This window comes from uncultured Phascolarctobacterium sp., from assembly GCF_958349595.1.
In the GTDB taxonomy this organism is placed as follows: domain Bacteria; phylum Bacillota; class Negativicutes; order Acidaminococcales; family Acidaminococcaceae; genus Phascolarctobacterium.
In genome coordinates, this window is the sequence record NZ_CATWDQ010000028.1 from 1 (window position 1) to 20,050 (window position 20,050).

General features: G+C 46.0%; 19 protein-coding genes and 1 other annotated feature. Of the genes, 4 read left to right on the plus strand and 15 right to left on the minus strand.

All coding sequences use genetic code 11. The features are described from left to right. Window positions 1-77: 77 nt before the first annotated feature. From Q4G98_RS12075 to Q4G98_RS12120, 10 genes are all read right to left on the minus strand, one after another. A complete protein-coding gene (locus Q4G98_RS12075; RefSeq protein ID WP_177561577.1) occupies window positions 78-542 on the minus strand; it encodes a low molecular weight protein-tyrosine-phosphatase in 465 nt (154 codons plus the stop codon). Between the two features lie 164 nt (window positions 543-706). After that, the gene (gene dpaL, locus Q4G98_RS12080) at window positions 707-1,909 is read right to left on the minus strand and encodes a diaminopropionate ammonia-lyase (RefSeq protein WP_298564456.1); all 1,203 of its coding nucleotides are present in this window, start codon (window positions 1,907-1,909) and stop codon (window positions 707-709) included. Window positions 1,910-2,168: 259 nt separating this feature from the next. Then, window positions 2,169-2,651: an N-acetyltransferase gene (locus Q4G98_RS12085; RefSeq protein ID WP_177561715.1), complete on the minus strand. Its 483-nt coding sequence runs from the start codon at window positions 2,649-2,651 to the stop codon at window positions 2,169-2,171. Between the two features lie 180 nt (window positions 2,652-2,831). Beyond that, window positions 2,832-3,704, minus strand: coding sequence for an amidohydrolase family protein (locus Q4G98_RS12090; protein ID WP_298564458.1), 873 nt, complete (start codon window positions 3,702-3,704; stop codon window positions 2,832-2,834). A gap of 125 nt (window positions 3,705-3,829) precedes the next feature. After that, window positions 3,830-6,262 (minus strand): phenylalanine--tRNA ligase subunit beta, encoded by a 2,433-nt coding sequence (gene pheT / locus Q4G98_RS12095; RefSeq protein ID WP_298564460.1) that lies wholly within the window; start codon window positions 6,260-6,262, stop codon window positions 3,830-3,832. An 11-nt stretch (window positions 6,263-6,273) separates the two neighbouring features. Further along, a complete protein-coding gene (gene pheS, locus Q4G98_RS12100; RefSeq protein ID WP_177561573.1) occupies window positions 6,274-7,299 on the minus strand; it encodes a phenylalanine--tRNA ligase subunit alpha in 1,026 nt (341 codons plus the stop codon). A 280-nt stretch (window positions 7,300-7,579) separates the two neighbouring features. Continuing rightward, window positions 7,580-8,392, minus strand: a complete 813-nt coding sequence (locus tag Q4G98_RS12105) for an RNA methyltransferase (protein ID WP_298564461.1) — start codon at window positions 8,390-8,392, stop codon at window positions 7,580-7,582. Then, window positions 8,392-9,057, minus strand: coding sequence for a TrkA family potassium uptake protein (locus tag Q4G98_RS12110; RefSeq protein ID WP_177561572.1), 666 nt, complete (start codon window positions 9,055-9,057; stop codon window positions 8,392-8,394). Before Q4G98_RS12110 ends, Q4G98_RS12105 begins: the two co-directional genes overlap by 1 nt. 14 nt (window positions 9,058-9,071) lie before the next feature. Continuing rightward, window positions 9,072-10,460, minus strand: a complete 1,389-nt coding sequence (locus Q4G98_RS12115; RefSeq protein WP_298564463.1) for a TrkH family potassium uptake protein — start codon at window positions 10,458-10,460, stop codon at window positions 9,072-9,074. Between the two features lie 113 nt (window positions 10,461-10,573). Further along, window positions 10,574-11,497 (minus strand): AEC family transporter, encoded by a 924-nt coding sequence (locus Q4G98_RS12120; RefSeq protein WP_301962008.1) that lies wholly within the window; start codon window positions 11,495-11,497, stop codon window positions 10,574-10,576. 184 nt (window positions 11,498-11,681) lie between these two features. Here Q4G98_RS12120 and Q4G98_RS12125 point away from each other — a divergent pair, with 184 nt between their 5' ends. Then, on the plus strand, window positions 11,682-12,776 hold the full coding sequence (locus Q4G98_RS12125) for a M48 family metallopeptidase (RefSeq protein WP_293660825.1): 1,095 nt from the start codon (window positions 11,682-11,684) through the stop codon (window positions 12,774-12,776). A 97-nt stretch (window positions 12,777-12,873) separates the two neighbouring features. Here the strand turns inward: Q4G98_RS12125 and rplT are convergent, their stop codons facing one another. The 5 genes from rplT to thrS all read right to left on the minus strand — a co-directional run bounded on the left by rplT (window position 12,874) and on the right by thrS (window position 16,743). Beyond that, complete coding sequence (rplT, locus tag Q4G98_RS12130) at window positions 12,874-13,227, minus strand: 50S ribosomal protein L20 (RefSeq protein ID WP_177561568.1); 354 nt, start codon at window positions 13,225-13,227, stop codon at window positions 12,874-12,876. A gap of 22 nt (window positions 13,228-13,249) precedes the next feature. Further along, a complete protein-coding gene (gene rpmI / locus Q4G98_RS12135) occupies window positions 13,250-13,447 on the minus strand; it encodes a 50S ribosomal protein L35 (protein ID WP_021718884.1) in 198 nt (65 codons plus the stop codon). A 13-nt stretch (window positions 13,448-13,460) separates the two neighbouring features. After that, a complete protein-coding gene (infC, locus tag Q4G98_RS12140; RefSeq protein ID WP_177561567.1) occupies window positions 13,461-13,964 on the minus strand; it encodes a translation initiation factor IF-3 in 504 nt (167 codons plus the stop codon). Between the two features lie 32 nt (window positions 13,965-13,996). After that, window positions 13,997-14,103 (minus strand) — a sequence feature (ribosomal protein L20 leader region). 43 nt (window positions 14,104-14,146) lie between these two features. Beyond that, window positions 14,147-14,635, minus strand: a complete 489-nt coding sequence (locus Q4G98_RS12145; RefSeq protein WP_293547826.1) for a ferritin — start codon at window positions 14,633-14,635, stop codon at window positions 14,147-14,149. Window positions 14,636-14,832: 197 nt separating this feature from the next. Next, on the minus strand, window positions 14,833-16,743 hold the full coding sequence (gene thrS / locus Q4G98_RS12150) for a threonine--tRNA ligase (RefSeq protein WP_301962009.1): 1,911 nt from the start codon (window positions 16,741-16,743) through the stop codon (window positions 14,833-14,835). 404 nt (window positions 16,744-17,147) lie between these two features. Here thrS and Q4G98_RS12155 point away from each other — a divergent pair, with 404 nt between their 5' ends. From Q4G98_RS12155 to Q4G98_RS12165, 3 genes are all read left to right on the plus strand, one after another. After that, on the plus strand, window positions 17,148-18,737 hold the full coding sequence (locus tag Q4G98_RS12155) for a DUF4127 family protein (RefSeq protein WP_301962010.1): 1,590 nt from the start codon (window positions 17,148-17,150) through the stop codon (window positions 18,735-18,737). A 143-nt stretch (window positions 18,738-18,880) separates the two neighbouring features. Continuing rightward, the gene (locus Q4G98_RS12160; RefSeq protein WP_298564469.1) at window positions 18,881-19,321 is read left to right on the plus strand and encodes an Lrp/AsnC family transcriptional regulator; all 441 of its coding nucleotides are present in this window, start codon (window positions 18,881-18,883) and stop codon (window positions 19,319-19,321) included. Continuing rightward, a complete protein-coding gene (locus tag Q4G98_RS12165) occupies window positions 19,315-19,920 on the plus strand; it encodes a LysE family translocator (protein WP_298564470.1) in 606 nt (201 codons plus the stop codon). Before Q4G98_RS12160 ends, Q4G98_RS12165 begins: the two co-directional genes overlap by 7 nt. Window positions 19,921-20,050 lie beyond the last annotated feature (130 nt).

A 20,050-nucleotide genomic window follows, 5' to 3' on the forward strand; every position in this document is an offset into this window, starting at 1 on the left:
AGATATTCTACGATACGCTTTTCTTTTTTCTGTCTATTTTCTCTACAGCACTTCAAAATTCGGGAGCTTTTAACTTTTCAAAAACGACGTAAATGCTTCAAAAGCGCTGCGCAACCTGCTTTGATCTCCGCATAAGCAATCTCAAAGTCACCTGTATACCATGGATCAGCAATGTCACGCGGCTGCTCGGTAAAATCTAAAAGTCTGTGCACCTTTTCCTGTGGGTCACTGCCAATAATCCGCAGGATATTACGTACATTCACACGCTCCATACCTAAAATAAGATCATATTTATCATAATCTTCTTTGGTCAGCTGCACAGCCTGCTTGCCTGCCGCGCTGATATGATCCTGAGCCAGCTTTTTAAGCGTACCCTGATGCACAGGATTACCGAGTTCTTCACGACTGGTTCCTGCCGAAGCGATCACAAAACGGTCAGCCAGGCCCTCCTTTTTTACCATGTCCTTCAGTAAAAATTCTGCCATCGGCGAGCGACAGATATTACCGTGGCAAACAAACATAATACGATGAGTTCGCTTCATAATACCCCTCATTTCTACAAAGCAATGTCTTTATAACAAGCTTTTTATACTAACATCTTAAAAGCTCTTACTACCCAAAATAAAAATCATTTTAAGAAATAATCTGATTGCTTTTATTATACTAAAGGCTGATAAAATTGTGAAGTTGAAACTATAGCTTTCATTTATTCCCGCCCCCATACGCCGTCCCAGACGATGCAGCGGTAGTTTGCTTTATCCGTAGCTCCTTCGGTATTGAAACATAAAACAACTGAATTTTCATCTAACTGCAGTGCCTGCTTCAGTTCAGACAGACGCTCGTCCCGCAGCACTTCTGTAACCAGCCCCACCGTCGCAGCTCCGCTTTCACCGGCAACGATTTGCCTGTCGCCAGCCAGCGGATTTCCTAATACACGCATACCCTGGGCAGCGGTATAATCAGGACAGCTGATAAAGCCATCGCTGCAACGCCCCAGGATTTCCCAGGCAATACTGCTCGGCTCACCGCAGGCCAAGCCTGCCATGATCGTATCCAAGCTGCCAGTGACATTATGAAGCTGGCCGTCGTTTGCCGCCGCTGTCCGATACAGACAGTCGGCCTTGTCCGGTTCTAAAACAAAAGTCAATGGGCAGTCACTGCCATACACATTGGCAAAAAAGCCCTGCACAGCGGCGGCCATTGAACCTACGCCAGCCTGCAAAAAGATATGCGTTGGCTTGACTGGCATTTGTTCATAAGCTTCCAGTGCCATCGTCATATAGCCCTGCATGATCCACAAGGGTATTTGGGTATAATCTTCCCAAGCAGTATCCTGCACGATGATCCAGCCATTTTTCTGTGCCAAGTTACTGGTATAGCGCACTGTCTCGTCATAATTCATTTCAGTAAGCTCTGCCACTGCTCCTTCAGCACGAATATTAGCCAACCGTTCCGCCGCCGACCCCTGCGGCATATAGACCACGGCTCGCTGACCCAATCTGTTAGCCGTCCAGGCAACTCCACGCCCATGATTGCCATCAGTAGTGGTAATAAAAGTTCTTGTCCCGAAACATTTGCGAATCTCATCAGAGATCAGACGCGAATACGGAAGCTTATCAATATCTTCGTGCAATTCATTAGCGATATAACTGCCGATAGCAAAGCTGCCGCCTAAAACTTTGAAAGCATTGAGCCCAAAACGGTAAGCTTCATCTTTGACAAACAAATTCTTAATACCCAATTGACGGGCCAGCTTGTTCAGCTCTCTCAGCGGCGTAGGCTGATATTCAGGGAAGCTGCTGTGGAAACGTTGCACTCTGCGAGCCTGCTGTTCAGTAAAATATTCCAAAACAGCAGTTTTTTCCTGACTGCGCTCACGCAGCGACCATTTAAACTTTGTTTGCTCCATAATTTCCTCCTTCTGCGCCTGCCATATAATAAAAAATGCCGCGACAGCAGAACTATCGCGGCAACATCATCAGTTGGTCAATATCAAATTCTGCTTGCATTAGTTCCTGCTGCGCCTACGGCTTGCAGTAAACAGTGCACCTTGCCGCTTCGCGGTAGCGGTTACCCGCGAAACCTCCTTATCCAGTCGGTTTCTTCTGGGTAAGTTCGGCAGTTCTGTTTCCTGCTGCGCCTGCGGCTTGCAGTAAACAGTGCCTCACTTAGAACATTATGTCGCCGGGTTCGTAATCAACGGTCGTTTTGACAAAGGCCAATTCGTTGCAGTACGGATATTGCGGACAATAGACACATTCTTTCCAAACCTTCTGCGGCAGCTTTTCTTTCGCAGTTTCAATGTAATCACATTTAGCAAAAAAGCCCGGCTGATACGTAAGCGTAAAAAACATCTTTACACCGCGTTCAATGCCTTCAGCTTCCAGCAGTTCTACCATTTTCCTGCCGATCCCCTGTGTTTTACGTTCAGGATCAACAGCCAGCGAACGAATCTCTGCCAGGCGGTCCCAGACAAAGTGCAGTGCGCCGCAGCCAATCACATGATTGTTCTCAACGGCCACCACGTAATCGCGCAGATTTTCGTAAATGGAATTACGAGAACGCGGCAGCATCAAGCCTTCGGTGGCATAATCATTGAGCAGTTTATGAAGCTTCTCTACATCGTCAAAAGTAGCAGAGCGATAAATAATCATGGGCGCACTCCTTTCATTTTGTATTTTCTCAATAGTACCATTATTGAGTCATAAATACAATATATTTTTATAAATATGCTGCAATACCAGTCAGCTTATACATAATCTCATGTCCATGTCTAAAAAATAATATCATACAAAAATCCTGCTTGACCTGTAAGCAGGATTTTCGTTATTTTATAATATTTTCTGAATACGGCTGTAGACTCGCAGAGCATTACTATAGAAAAACGCTTCCTGATGTTCTTCCGGGATCAGCTGCCGCATGATCGCTATATAATCGGGAATATTGACGAGAGGCCAGTCGCTGCCATACATTAATTTATCCCAGCGGTTCATGTAGCGCAGCCACATTCCCAGATAATCGAAATAGCCCTGATTCTGCCTGTAAAAATGCGGTCCTGGTATGCCTTCCAGCAAACCTGACAGATCGATCGCCACATTATCGTTTTTTGTAGCCACTTCTGTAGCGTCCAGCAGCCACGGATTGCCGCAATGGCAGATAACGAATTGCACATCCGGGAAATCAGCCGCAACCTCGTCTACAGTCAGCGGGTGCGCATAGCGCAACTTGGCGGCAGGAGTTGCCGTATCGCCTGTATGTACTGCTACCGGTACCTTATACTGCCGGGCCAATTCAAAGAGCGGATAGTGCCGTTTATCATAAATATATACCGGCCGGTAGCCGGGATAAAATTTAATGCCCAGACAATGCGGCTCACTGAGATAATATTCAAATTCCTGCGCCGTCTTTTCTGCATTTTCCAAAGTAATATCTTCACTTTTAACGCCCAGACAATACCCCATATTAGCCGGCTGGTTGTAATTCCGCTCATCAAAAGAGCCGCTCAGGTTGATCAGACGCGGCGTACTGCCGCCATAACGGCTGGGAGCATCTTCCGAATTGCCCATCGCCACGGCAAAAACAATACTGTTATCCCTGCATATCTGCTGCCAGCAGGCCGCAGTATTAGCATGTCCGGCATTCTCTGCCACATCGTAAAACTTGTCTATATCATAATAATGCATATGCGCGTCAATGATTTTCATAAAATGCACCTTCTTTCATACATTTTTATTATAACACCTTTATTTAGCAGCAGTGCAGTAAAAAATTATTTTATTTACTTACGAAAAAATACCCCCGACCGACATCGGGGGTATTTCATTATCTGTTAATCTCTCAATTTTGCCTTATATTCTTCGCCAACTTTATCGACAACGTTTTTGATGACGGTATCGATCTCGGCATCAGTCAAAGTACGGTCATCAGCCTGGAAGGTCAGATTGAAGGCCATCGATTTACAGCCGTCAGCCACTTGCTTACCGGTATAAACGTCAAACACCTTCACATCGCTCAAAAGCTCGCCGGCATTAGCGCGGATCACGCCTTCCAATTCGCTCATGCTTACTTCCAGCGGTACAACGACAGCAATATCACGTGAAGTACCGGGGAATTTAGGCAGATGTTTATATTTGGGCACCTTAACAGCCGCAGCGACCAAAGGTTCAATACCCAGCTCCAGTACATAGGTCTCGCTGCTCAGATCAAAATTAGCGGCAACCGTAGGATGCACTTCGCCGAAATAACCAATCAGTTCGCCCTGATATTCGATCGCACAGCTCTTGCCCGGATGCAGATATGGCTGTGTTTCTGGAACCAGCCTGTAATCTGTAACCTGCAATTTTGCCAATAGCCCTTCGACAACGCCTTTCATATCATAGAAGTCCACATTGTCTTTACCTTCAGTCCAGTTCAGTACATTACGTTTACCGCTCATGGCAGCGCATAATACACGTTTTTCTACCGGGAATTCCGTTAAAGGCAGCGCTTGAGGCAGATAAGTACGCCCAACTTCAAAAATTTTGACACTTTCGCTCTGACGTGCCAGATTATAAGCAACTGTACTTAAAATACTGGGTACCAAGGTAGTGCGCATAACTTTAAATTCATCGCTGATCGGATTCATTAATTCGATCACTTGGCGGCGTTCATCATCTGCCGGCAGTTCCAGCTTATCAAAAGAACCGGGATGGATAAAGCTGTAGGTCATAACCTCGCTCAAACCTGCGGAAGCCAGATAATCCTCCACACTGTCGCGTACATCCTCGATCACAGCCTGACGTCCCTGTACCAAAGGCAGAGCCGGCATGTGTGACGTGATCTTGTCATAGGAATGCATACGTGCGATTTCCTCGCTGATATCGGCATCACAGGTCACATCATAACGCCAGCTGGGAGCGGTAACGATCAGCTCTACTCCCTCCTGCTGTACGCCGAACTGCAGCTTCTTTAAAATGTCGATCATTTCCTCAGTCGCGATCTCAACACCAATACGGGTATTGATAGCAGACGGAGTAACTTTGACGACAGCCGGCTTCACTTCGGTCGGGTAAGCTTCCACGATACCGCAGACAGTCTCGCAGGCACCCATTTGTTCCAATAAATGCGCGGCGCGATTAAGAGCGTTATGAGTCAGCACAGTGTCCACACCGCGTTCAAAACGTCCGGAAGCCTCGCTGCGCAGGCCCAAAGCTTTAGAGGTGCGGCGAATCGAAGGCCCGTTAAAGGTGGCAGCCTCAAGCATAACATTTACAGTGCTGTCAGTAACTTCTGTTTCCAATCCGCCCATAACCCCGCCCAGGCCTACCGCATGAGCAGGATCGGCGATCGTGATCATACTTGGGTCAAGCGTGCGTTCCTGGCTGTCCAGCGTCACCAGCTTCTCCCCAGCCTCAGCACGGCGGACGATCAGCGTATGGTCACCGACTTTATCGTAATCATACGCATGCATCGGCTGGCCTAATTCCAGCATTACATAGTTAGTTACATCGACAACATTGCTGATTGGGCGCATACCGCAGGCACGCAGATGTTTCTGCATCCACTCCGGCGACTGGCCGATCTTGATATTCTTCAATACGCGTACAGCAAAACGACTGCACAGGTCAGCTGCCTGTACATCTATTTTCGTCATTTCAGCAGCGCTGCCGCCGGCAGCTTCCTGTACCCTCATATCAGGCAGGCGCAATTCCGTACCCAAAACAGCGGCAGCCTCTCGGGCCAGGCCAAGTATATTGGTACAGTCGCCGCGGTTAGCCGTCAGATCGATATCCAGCACCACGTCATCCAAGCCTAAAACTTTTTTGATATCAACACCAATCGGCGTATCCGGCGGCAGAATGAAAATGCCGTTGCGCTGCTCCGGCAGTAAAAGCTTGGCGTCAATGCCAAGTTCTTCAGCACTGCACAGCATACCGAAGGAATTAAGCCCACGCATTTTAGCTTTTTTCAGCTTCATGCCATTAGGCAGCTGCGAACCGACAACAGCAACTGGTACCATATCATTTTGATGTACGTTTTGCGCACCGGTCAATATCTGCACGATCTCGCCGCTGCCATAATCCATCATGCAGACCCACAAATGATCGGAGTTAGGATGGCGCTCGATCTGGGTCACTTTGCCAGTAATAACGCCTTCCAGGCCTGCTCCCAGATAGTTTACGCTCTCTACCTCCAGCCCTACGCGGGTCAGTTTTTCAGCCAACTCTTCAGGAGTGACGTTAATATCAACATATTTTTTTAACCAGTCAATAGATGCTAACATAATCTTCCTCCTTATTTGAACTGGCGGATGAACCGCAGGTCGTTTTCAAAGAATAAACGCAGATCGTCGATACCATATTTCAGCATGGCGATACGTTCAACACCCATACCAAAGGCGTAACCGTTGATCTTATCGGGATCGTAACCGCTCATGCGTAGCACATTGGGATGCACCATACCGGAGCCCAAAATCTCGAGCCAGCCGGAATTTTTGCAGACACGGCAGCCTTTGCCGCCGCAGATGACGCAGGAAATATCGACCTCGGCACTCGGTTCAGTAAAGGGGAAATAACTGGGACGTAAACGGATTTCCACGCTGCCGCCAAACATTTCTTTGCAGAAGGTTTCCAATGTCCCCTTCAAATCAGCCAGACTGATATTTTCACCAAGCACCAGACCTTCGACCTGATGGAACATCGGTGAATGGGTCGCATCATAATCGTTGCGGTAAACAGTGCCAGGAGCAATCATCCTGATCGGCGTATTCGGCTCACAAGCCTGCATTGTCCGAGCCTGTACCGGTGAAGTCTGCGTCCGCAGCAGGAAATTCTCAGTAATATAAAAAGTATCCTGCATATCACGGGCCGGATGATCCTGCGGCAAGTTCAAAGCTTCAAAATTATAATAATCGCTTTCTATCTCAGGCCCTTCCATAACGTCAAAGCCCATGCGCATAAAGATCTTTTTGATCTCCCGCAGCGTCAGCGTTACCGGATGCAGATGCCCACAGCTTTGGGTACGCCCCGGTAAAGTGATATCAACCTTCTCGTTAGCCAGCCTGGCTTTCAAAGCCTCGGCTTCCAAAATCACGGCTTTCTCATTGATCGCCGCTTCCAAAGTACTTTTTACTTCGTTGACGATCTGACCGATCTTGGGCCTTTCTTCAGCCGGCAATGCTCCCATGCCGCGCAGTATCTCCGTCATGGGGCCCTTTTTACCCAGATATTTGATGCGCAGATCTTTGAGGCCGTCAGGCGTCGTTACTGCTTCCAGCTCTGCCAGCGCTTGTTCCTTAAGTGCCTGCAATTCTTCTCTCATATTCTTCCTCCTGTAAAAAAATAAAACTCCCGCCCCTGGTAAGGGGCGAAAGTTATGCTTCCGCGGTACCACCCTAATTTGTACTCTGCTGTCTTAACGCGACTGACGTTGCACCTACACAGCTAAAGCCTTCAGTACAAACACTCACGAGTGAACTTCCGCTTTAGTGTGTCGCAAGGCTTGCAGCCGTGGCCTCGCTCTCTGTGTCGCACATCTGGCGTACTCTCCCGGTCATCGTGTCAAAAAAATGGGGCGTATTCAATTAACGCTATTAATTTTATCACAACTTGCCTTTGCCTGCAAGCCGTTGACGCAGACATTCAAACATAACGATTCCTGCCGCCACCGCAGCATTAAGCGATTCTGCCTGGCCTTCCATCGGTATAAAAACTTTTTTGTCAGCCGCTGCCAACAAACTTTCTGAAACACCTTCGGCCTCACTGCCGATAACAACCGCCACCCGGCCCTGCAAATCGGTCTCATATAAACTGCCGGCATTGACCAGACAAGTTACTAATAGCTCATACCCGCTTTGCTGTGCCCATTTGATAAAATCAGCTTCGCTGACCCCTTCGGCAACAGGCAAATGCAGCAGCGACCCCATTGTCGCACGTACTGCTTTAGGTGCAAAAACATCTGTACAGCCGGCAAGTAAAATCACGCCGCTGATGCCTGCCGCATCCGCGCTGCGAATCATCGTACCAAGATTACCGGGATCGCCGATGCGGTCTAACACAAGTACAGTACCGCCTGCAGAAGCCAGTTCATCTAAAGCCACACTGGTTTTGGCAACCACGGCCGTCAGCGACTGCGGCGTTTCTGTATCGGCAATTTTTTTCATCACCTGTTCAGTCACTGCATATAATTCAGCACCGGCAAGGGCTACCTGTTCTACAACTGCAGCCTGCCGCATCGAAGCAGCTTTATTCTCCTGCAGTACAAAAAGCTGCTTCACCGTACCATATTTGACGGCATCTTCCACTGCACGCAGGCCTTCCACCAAAAAAGCCTGCTGCTCAGTCCGGTATTTTTTTTGTTTCAGCTCTGCGGCAGCCTTGACGACAGGATTACTAACGCTGCTCAATTCTTTCATCAGACAACTTCCTCCAGTGCCTTAATATTATCATGTTCACCAATAATGATCATCTCATCGCCAAGATTCAGCACCATTTTAGGATCTGGATTGACCAGCGTTTCACTACCGTGCTTGATCGCCACGATATTGACGTTATAACGGCTGCGCAGATTGGATTCGATCAGATTTTTCCCGGCCAGGCTTGTCGGCACCGTGATGCTCATCAGGCTGATAGTATCGGACAGCTCAATATAATCGACTATACTGTTGGAAATAAGGTTATGGGCAACGCGCTGCCCCATATCACGCTCCGAATAGACGATCTTATCAGCGCCGATCTTTTCGAGCATCTTACCATGAACCTGATTAATTGCTTTTACAACGACCACAGGCACACCCATTTCCTTCAAAAGCAGCGTCGTCATCATATTAGCTTCCAAGTCTCCGATCGCCACAACTGCCACATCAAAATTCTGAGCGCCCAAAGAACGCAATGTACGTTCATCAGAAGCATCTGCCGTCACTACATGCGTCAGTTCGTGCGCCAGATTCTGTACATTATCCTCGTCAGTATCGACACCCATGACCTGATACCCCAGCTCATTGAGCGTCAGCGCTACACTGGTGCCAAAACGGCCTAAGCCAAAAACAGCATATTGTTTTTCACGTTGTTTTTTAATCATTATCGTTACCGCCTTTAACCAATCATAATATTTTCCGAAGGATATCTGATCTTATCGTCTTTAGAATGCAGGAAGGATAAAACAAAAGTCAGCACACCAATACGTCCGGCATACATAGTCAGAACCAGAATCAGCTTGCCCCAGTCATTCCAGTCGGGCGTAATACCTACCCCCAACCCAACAGTAGCAAAAGCCGAAACCACTTCAAACAACACGTAATCAGCACGATGCAGCCCGCCATCACAAATCAGCAGCAGAAAATACGCACCCAGCATCCACAGCAGACAGACAGTAAAGACATTATAAGCCTTATCGACTGTTTCCGAAGCGATCCGCCTGTCAAACAACACTGTATCGCGTTTACCATGCAGCAATCCCCAGGTAGATACCAGCAGTACCATCACTGTCGTAGTTTTCATACCGCCGCCAGTAGATGTGGGCGAAGCGCCGATACCCATTAAAAGTACCATAAAAAACAGCGAACTGGCCCGCATATCAGTCAGTTCAATCGTATTGAACCCAGCCGTCCGGCAGGTAACGGATTGAAACGCAGCAGCCATCCATTTGTCCAGTTCATTGGGCATACCGCCTAAGGTAGCCGGATTCGTATATTCCAGAGCCAAAATCACCAGTGTGCCGCCAAAAGTCAGGATCGTGCTGGCTGTCAGCACTATTTTACTGTGCAGCCGCAACTTGCTCCATTTTCGGTTACGGCGCAGATCATCCAAAACGGTAAAACCAATACCGCCGATAGTGATCAGAGCCATAATGCACAAATTCAGCGTTAAATCATTATAATGCCCTGTCAAACTGGTATAGTCGCCAAACAAATCAAAGCCGGCATTACAAAAAGCAGAGATCGCATGCCAGTATCCCCAGGCAATACCCGTAAGACCCATATCCAAAGCAGAATAAAAATGCCAGGCCAAAATAGTACCAAAAACAAATTCGATCGTCAAAGCATATTTTACAACATTCAACGACAGCCGTACTACCCCGGAAGGCTCGTTCAGATTAAGCGATTCCTGAATAAACAGCCGCTCCCGCAGATTGATACGTTTGCCAATCGCCACGCTCAGCAGCGTAGTCAGCGTCATAATCCCCAAACCGCCGATCTGAATAAGGACGATCATCACCAGCTTGCCGAACCAGGAAAAATAATGACCGGTATCAACCACGACCAGTCCCGTTACACATGAAGTCGAAGTCGCTGTGAATAAAGCGTCAATAAAACGCATACTGCTGCCATCAGCACTGGCAATTGGCAGCATCAGCAGCATTGAACCGCACAAGATAAGCATGGCAAAAGTAAACGCCACCATCTGGCTGCCCGTCAAGCTATGATTAAGCAGCTTTAACCATCTATGCAATAAATTGATCAAAAATAACAAATTCTTCACCATCCCGACAAAAGCCGCCAAATATTACTTATTGAGTATAGTTCAAGTTTACTCTCATTACTTTATGCTTGTCAATTTTACTTGCTTACTAAAATGCAGCTTTATTTAATTACAAATCAAACGTGCAGAAATGTAAAAAACAATGTCATCAAAATAATACTGATCACAATAGTTATGGAATTGGCAAATCCAGCCAGCTCAACATTACCGCCCATCCTGGCAATAAAGATAGGTGCGATCGCCGTAGATGGCGCCAAAAAAACCAGCGCCAGCACTTCCTTGACTTCTGCATTGAGCGGCGCATGATAAAAGCACACCCATGCCAAAGCTACCCCGAAAACATAGCGGTACAGCACCACTTCGCGGACCTGCTTCAGTTTCTTCAGATCCAGAGTCATTTCGAACATCATTCCGATCATCAGCATCGACAAAAAAGTGTTAGCACTGCCGATAAGTCCGGTCAGAGTATAAACAGGCTGCGGCAGATGCACTTCAAACAATGCACTGACCAGCATCAGCACATAAACAACAAAAGGTACTGAACTAAGCAGCTTTGCGGCTACACTGCGCAGAGTGACCGGCTCATATTTTTCACCTGTATGCACCAGCCCACTGGCTAAAGCATAGGTACCGCCGGTACACATGATCGAGTTTCCCACATCGAACATACAGGTGGCTACCACAGCAAAAGGCCCCAGAAAGCTTTGCGCAAATGGCAATGTGAAACAGCCGATATTATAACCGGCCAGATTAAAAACATAAAAAATCTTCGCCGCATTTGTCTGATAACGTGTCAGCATAAAGCCCCAGACAATCATCAGCAGATTCCCCAGAAAACCGATCAATGTCAGTACAAACAGCGTATACTCCATTTTAAAGGCCGCAAAGCTGGTGATAACGGCACAGGGCAGCGTAATATTCAAAACAATTTTCGCAATCAATTTATAGTCATCCGGCTTGAAAAAACCGCGTTGCTTCAACAAATAGCCAAAAGCAATAATAATCACAAAAGCCAGCGCTTTCGTCAACACCTGTTCCATATTTTCCTCATCTTCATCTAAAATTCTTCTTCACAGCCATTTAAAAACTCAACTTAAATTATACAGCGGTCAGACAAATTAAGCAAAACTCTTTTTTCTTTAATAATATTCTTTAAACAAAACTTTGCTTTTAGCATTTCGTTTGCTATAATAACTTACAGAATATATACAAAGGGGGATATCAATGTTTAAACAATCTAAAATTTTAGTAGGTGCAGCACTTTTAGCCGTATCTGTACTCAGCTTCAGTCTGCCGCAGTCGGCAGAAGCGATCAATCTCGGCAGTATTGCCGGAAAAGCAGTCGGTGCTGCCAAAGAGCAGCAGGAGATCAACAAAGCTCTGAATTATTATGATAATGACGGACGTTACGAACTGTTTGAAGCAATCAAACAAGACGACGGTGTCAACGGCGATTATAATGCTAACGCCATGCTGGGACGCATTATGCAGCGTATGACCCCGGCTATCGCCAAAAGCGATCCGACGATCAGCAGCAAACCCTATAATTATTTTGTCAACAATCAGGAATTCTTCAATGCTTACTGTACTTTAGGGCATAATGTGTCCGTCAATATCGGCGCCTTCTGGTTCCTTGATTACAACGAAGACAAAATGGCCGCTGTTATTGCGCACGAACTGGTACATGGCCAGAAAGAGCATCCCATCAAGGGCGCTAAGAAAAAAATGTCAGTTGACTTCATCATGAAAACCGTCGGTTCCGAGATCGGCGGCGCCAACGGCCTGGCAGCTCAGGTAGTAGCTGTACATGCTAAGAATACCGGCGTTACCAAACCCAACGAATGGGAAGCTGATAACATTGCCTTTACTTATATGGCCGATGCCGGTTATAACGTAGGCGCTCCAGCTGCCGTCTGGCAAACTGTTATCGAAAGTTCCAGCGACGGCTCGAAAAGCGATATTCTCAGCGACATTCTCAATCCTTCTACCCATCCAAAAGATACTGACCGCCGCAACAATTACGCTAAAAAACTCACTGAATACAGTAACGGCAAAGTTACTGTCGATGCCAACAGCGGTGAAGTTAAAATCAATGGCAAAACCTTTATGAAACCTGCAGCTTCGGGCAATATGAGCGGCATGCAGCGTTCTTATTTCGTAGCAGGTAATCTGGCAGCCATTTACCACGCAGGTCAAAATACCCAAGACGCCTATGCTGAAGGCGGCACTGTAAAAATTGCAGGCAAGGGTATCGTGACTCCCGTTGCCGGTGATACCAGCGCAGGAGAATTAGTGACTATTCTTAACGGTATTAAATAACCGCTGAAAAACAAAAACAGTGTAAGTCATAAGACTTACACTGTTTTTTATTGCCGCTCACGCGGCAATCCACTTCATTTTACCGTAAGAATAAATCTTACAGAGCAGCTTTAGCAGCTTCTACCAGTTTTGTGAAAGCAGCTGCGTCATAAATAGCCATATCAGCTAAAACTTTACGGTTCATTTCGATACCTGCTTTAGCCAGACCATTCATAAAACGGCTGTAGCTAATGCCGTTAGCACGAGTAGCAGCGTTGATACGAGCGATCCACAAACGACGGAATTCGCGTTTTTTAGCACGACGGTCACGACGAGCATAGCTTAAAGCTTTCATAACGGTTTCATTAGCTTTTTTGAACAGCAAATGTTTGGAACCGCGATAACCTTTAGCCAGTTTTAAGATTTTTTTATGACGACGATGAGCAGTAACGCCCACTTTAATTCTTGCCATTATAGTCAGCCTCCCTTATCTATTATGCGTACGGCAGCATTTTTGCTACGCGTTCATGATCAGTTTTGTGAACAAGTGCAGCCTTACGCAAGTTTCTCTTGCGGGAAGGAGATTTATGTTCCAGAATGTGGCTTTTAAAAGCTTTGGCACGTTTGAATTCACCGGTACCAGTCTTTTTAAAACGTTTAGCAGCAGCTCTGCGGGTTTTCATTTTAGGCATTGTTAAGTCCTCCTTATTTAGTAGCTTTAGGCGCAACAATCATAATCATGTTTCTGCCTTCCAGTTTAGGCGCGCGCTCAATGACAACTGTGTCTTTAAGCTGTTCCGCCATTCTTTTAAGCAATACTTCGCCAAGCTCTGGATGCGATAATTCGCGGCCACGGAACATGATCGTAACTTTTACTTTATCGCCGTCTTCCAGGAAGCGCAGCGCATTTTTAAATTTTACTTCATAGTCGTGATCCTCGATACCAGGGCGCAGTTTGACTTCTTTGATATCAAAGGTTTTCTGCTTTTTACGAGCTTCCTTTTCTCGTTTTTGCTGCTCGTAACGATACTTGCCGTAATCCATAATCCGGCACACCGGAGGTTTCGCTGTCGGCGCGATCTCCACTAAATCAAGATGTCTTTCCTGAGCCAGCTGTAAAGCATCCCGGCCGGACATAATACCCAGCTGTTCGCCTTCACCGGCAATAACGCGCACTTCCCGTGCCCGAATTTCTTCATTGATACGCAAGCTTTCTTTGCTAATAACCGTTCACCTCCAAAATTAAATAAAAAACGCGAGCAGATAATACTGCCCGCGCTGAAAATCATATCCAACCCTGTCGAGCCTGTGCTGCAAGGTGAGAAGCGAGCGGCTTCTGCTTTGTTACTTGGATATAATATCATACTGTAAGCTTTGTGTCAACAGCTTTCTTAATCTTTTCTTGCTCCCAGCTTACCGTCAAGATAGAACAGTCCGGAAATATTATCGCCGATCATTTCCAGTTTCTCAACGATCTCAGAAGCGTTGGCTTCCTCTTCTACCTGCTCATCGATAAACCATTTCAGGCAGCTTTGGGCCGCATAATCTTTTTCTTTCAATGCTACTTCATACATATCATAAATACGGGAAGTAACATACTTTTCGTGCTCCAGAACTTTTTTGAATAAAGCCAGCGGTGTACCGTAATCAGCAGCCGGCATATCAATCTGTAAAAGCTGTGGCTGTACGCCGCAGTCCTGCATAAATTTTACAAAACGCAGTGCATGCTCACGCTCTTCTTCATACTGCAGATACAGCCATTTAGCCATACCTTTATAATTTTTCGCTTCCATATCCAGGCTCATCGCCAGATACATATAAGCGGAATATAATTCAGCCTGAACCTGCTCGTTAAAAGATTTATAAACTTTTTTATTCATACTAACATCCTCCTTAGCGGCTTAGACAGCCGTTTTTACTAAATACATTATAACATTTTTTACTATTGTTTTCAATAACAATTATTTATTTCTTTCCTAAACCATTAAGATTTAGGAGTTCGATCACTTGATTTTTGTATCATAGACCTCATAAAAATGCCTGCTCCAGCCACAAAGCGGAACAGGCATTTTGCTTATTATTTCTTTTCAGCGATTTCTTTTTGCAGCATCGCAATAAAATCTTCCTGCTTCATAGCGCCAATATCGCCTTCACCACGACGACGTACGGCAACAGTACCGTCTTCGACTTCCTTATCGCCGATGACCAGCATATACGGAACCTTCTGCAGCTGTGCTTCGCGAATCTTGTAACCGATTTTTTCGTTACGGTCATCCAGATAAACCCGCAATCCCAGCTTGAACATTTCATCGCTTAATTTTTTAGCATACTCATAATGCTTGTCGGTGATCGGCATTACGCGCACTTGGCAGGGAGCCAGCCAGGCCGGGAAAGCACCGGCATAGTTCTCGATCAGGATGCCGATAAAACGCTCGATCGAACCGTAAACTACGCGGTGGATCATAACCGGACGATGCTTCAATCCATCTTCGCCGGTATAAGTCAAATCAAATTTTTCCGGCAGCAGCATATCCAGCTGGATCGTGCCGCACTGCCAGGTACGTCCGATAGAGTCAGTCAGATGAAAATCGATCTTCGGACCATAGAAAGCGCCATCGCCTTCATTGATCACATATTCAAGACCAAAATCCTCCATCGCGCTCTTCAACGCATTGGTAGTAGTTTCCCAGGTTTCGGCATCGCCCATTGAATCTTCAGGTCGGGTCGACAGTTCGGCATGATATTTCAGCCCAAAGGTTGCATAAACCTCATCAAACAAACGAATGACGTTTTGGATCTCGTCTTTGATCTGGCTGGGCATCATAAAGATATGCGCATCATCCTGTGTGAAGCAGCGTACACGGAACAAGCCATGCAAAGCACCGGACAATTCATGACGATGTACCAAGCCAAGCTCACCGGCACGGATCGGCAGCTCGCGATAGCTGTGCGGATGGGTTTTATAAACCAGCATTCCGCCGGGGCAGTTCATCGGTTTGATTGCGTAATCCTCGCCATCGATCTGAGTAAAATACATATTATCACGGTAATGATCCCAATGCCCGGAAGTTTCCCACAATTTCCGTGACAGGATCATCGGCGTTTTGATCTCCTGATAACCATAGCGTCTGTGCACTTCACGCCAGTAATTGATCAGCTCATTACGGATAACCATGCCATTGGGATGGAAGAACGGGAAGCCCGGTCCCTCCTCCATAATGCTGAACAGATCCAGTTCCTTGCCAAGTTTACGGTGATCACGTTTGGCAGCTTCTTCCAGCATATGCAGATAAGCGTCCAGTTCTTCCTTGCTGGGGAAAGCTGTGCCATAAATACGCTGCAGCATTTTATTCTTTTCATCGCCGCGCCAGTAAGCTCCGGCAATACTTTGCAATTTAAACGCCTTTACCCTGCCGGTCGACGGACAATGCGGACCTGCGCACAAATCGGTAAAGTCGCCCTGAGTATAGGTACTGATAACAGTATCTTCAGGCAGATCATTGATTAATTCGACCTTATATTTTTCATTTTTATCCGCAAACATTTGCAAAGCTTCATTGCGGGGCAATTCATTGCGCACAAGCGGAAGATTAGCTTTAACGATCTTAGCCATTTCTTTTTCAATATTCACCAGATCTTCCGGGACAAAAACATGCTCGCTGTCTAAATCATAATAAAATCCATTGGCAATAGCCGGCCCGATCGCAAATTTAGTATCAGGGAACAAATGCTGGATCGCCTGCGCCATGACATGTGCCGCCGTATGACGGATCGCATGCAGGCCTTCAGCGCTTTCGGGCACGACAAATTCTACTGCCGCATCCTGTTCCAATTTATCTGTCAAATCTTTATTCACACCATCTACTACTGCCAAAAGCGCCTGTTTGCCAAGCTTCTGCGACAAGCCCTTCGCTACTTCCAGCAAAGTCGTTCCGGCAGCAACTTCTTTAACACTGCCATCTTTTAAGGTTACTTTAACATTTGCCATTTCCTTAGCCTCCTAAAAATAAATAAACTCCGTTCCCTGGAAAGGGACGGAGTTGACCGCGGTTCCACCCTAATTGACCTGCCACTGGCAAGCCCACTCGGTACCGTTAACGCCGGCATACGACACTGCATACTTACTGCCACCTGGCAGGTTCCGCAATGTGGTTTGAAGGTGGTAAGGTCTATCGTTTTTCCAAAGCGCTTGCAGCCTGGGCGCTTCTCTCTGCAGGAAAGATACGTTAGCCTCGTCCTTCTCATAACCGATTGATTATGTGATTGACTCTAATTATAAACTTAACAATAATTATTGTCAATAATTTTGATTTGTAAAATTCTTGTAGCCAAATTTGTATCGTTATCTTATAATTATATTAGATTTAGTGATAGTTTTAGGAGATGCCCTAAATGAAACTTTGGAAGAATCAACTCAGACAAATACTGCTGCTATGCCTGTTATTGCTGTTTTTTACTTCGGCTCAGGCAGCAGAAAAAACAAAAGAAACCCTGCTTTTTTTACCTCTGGATAACCGTCCTGTCTGTTCCTCTTATGTTGTCAGCACAATGGAAGCAGCAGGTTATAAAGTACTGATTCCACCTGATAAATATCTTGCTTCGTATAATCGCAACGGCAGTCCTGATGAATTATGGAAATGGCTCGTCAGCCGTGCTCCGCAGGCAGAAGCCGCCGTTATTTCCACAGACAGCCTGATTTATGGCGGCCTGGTCGCTTCACGTACTCATCACGAACCGCAGGCAGTTTTAGAACAGCGCCTGCAGCGGCTTGAAACCCTGCGCGATCAATTTCCTGTACGCCTTTATGCCTTTTCAACCTTGATGCGTACACCACGTGCCAGTTTTGGCGCCGTTGAACCGCCTTATTATTCCAAAATCGGCCCGGCTATTTTCTGTTATTCCGAACTTTGTGACTCCGAGGATCTGATAGGCCTCAGCTTAAAAGACGCCTTAACGAAAAAAACTCTGGCCACCAATCTGCCCAAAGCAGATCTACAGGACTGGCTGGAACGGCGGCAAAAAAATCTTCATATCAACAGCAAGCTGACTGAAATGACCCGCAGTAACCGTTTCCACTTCCTGGCGATCGGCAAAGATGATAATGCGCCGCTGTCCCATACGCATATGGAAGCCCGCAAGCTGACCCAAGAAACCTATGACCTGACGCAGCGTACATTTCAGATCGTTCCCGGTGTCGACCAGTTGGGCCTGCTGCTGCTGACAAGAGCAGGCAATGAACTGAACCGTTACCAACCCAGAGTTTATGCTTTTTATGCTGACGGTTGGGGGCCACGCACGCTGCCGCAATATTCTGATATGACCTTAGGACAGTCAGTACCGCAGCAGATCTTAGCAGTAGATGGCCGCACTGCTACAAGTGCCGCTAATGCCGATATAGTCCTGGCACTCAATACGCCCTTCGACGGTGTGATGATGGATTCTACAGCTCCTTCGAACCAGTTTTTCTCTTCACCGCAAAACCGTACCTATATCGGACAGCTCAAACAGCTTCTGGACAAAGGTTACCAGGTATCTTTGGCTGACGTAGCCTATTCCAACGGAGCCGATAACGGCTTTATGAATGAACTGGCCAAGCAGGAGCAGCTGGAACGCCTGACAGCTTATAACGGCTGGAATACGGCAGACAATACCGTTGGTTTTGCTATCTGCCAGGGTATCCTGATGCCGCAAATGCCGAAACAGGAGGCGGAAAAGCTGATGCGGATCAGGGTCATCGACGACTGGTATTACCAGGCAAACGCCCGCCGCAGTGCCACAGCCTTTTTAGAAAGCAAAAATCAGAAGGCTGCCATTTACCTGCTCGGCCCCTATCAAAAACCGATCCATGAGCTGGCTTTAGGAGTTTGCCACGATTTGTCAGAGCGTTATAAATTTACGCAGAAAAGTAATTTTGACATTTTGTTCCCCTGGGACAGACTGTTTGAAATCAACGTAGAACTGAAAAAAGACAAAAAGAAATAACTGACGTTAAAATACCGTTGGACAAAACACACCAACGGTATTTTTTAATATTTTTTGCTTATTCACTTAAATATTTATCGTTTTTTAATAAATCATTTACTTTCAACAAAGTATTGCTATATTATTTCCTTAAGGAGGTTTTTATGGACACTATTGATACTGCAATTCTTAACTGTTTAAAAGAAAACGGACGCGCTACTTCTTCTGAAATAAGCAAAAAAGTAAGACTGTCAGTTCCTGCTGTTGCCGAAAGAATACGTAAACTCGAACAAAATTCAATTATCCAAAAGTATACAGTCAAGCTTGACCGTAAGCAGACAGGTCAAAATCTTTTGGCTTTTGTTTTTGTAAATATTGATAAAACAGAGCATATAGATGCTTTCCGCAGGCAAATAACAGCTCTTCCCTGTGTACTTGAATGTCATCATCTTGCCGGAACTTATGACTATTTGCTTAAAGTAAGTGTCAGCGATACAGCTGCTCTGGAAAGCTTTCTTACCAACATGCTCAAAAAAATCGACGGCGTCAACAGTTCTAACACCTTTATTACTCTGACAACGCTAAAGGAAGAATTAAATTGCTAAATACTTTTCTAGGCGGGCTGCGCCTGGGTATAATTTTACAATTGTCAGTTGGGCCTGTTTTTCTTTTTGTTCTTCAAACAACTATTACCCGGGGAATAACCTCTGCTTTACTCGCCGTAACAGCAGTAACTTTAATTGACGCCTGTTATATCCTGCTGGCATTATTAGGTATCGGAACCTGGCTTCAGAACAACCCTTTGCTGCAAAAGAGATTACGTTATTTGAGCGCTTTGATTTTACTGTTTTTTGCCTTACAGACATTTTTTCCTGCCATGAGTCTGCCCCAATTCTTCCATGGCAACACTGCATTAACCAACAGCTTTGCGGCTGCTGCTGTACTGACTTTAAGTAACCCGCTGACAATTATTTTCTGGTGTGGTATTTTATCCGCCCAACTTGTTAAAGAGCAGTTTACAAATCTACGACTCTTCATTTTTTGCTGCGGTTGTATAAGTGCGACTTTTATAGTCCTAAGCGGCACTGCCTTTTTATGCAGCAAGGCTACACTTTTGCTGACCCCTCTACTGCAGCAGCTTCTTAAAACATTTATCAGCGGTTTCTTGATGCTGATGGCTTACAAAACGCTCTTTAGCCACTGATTTTTCATTAAACGATCCTAGCATCTTCCATTTTAACTATACTGATTATAAAAACGAAACACCATACTCTAAAAACGTGAAGTGGTCAATACTTAGTAGACACAAAAATCCTGTTAGGCCGTCAGTTCTG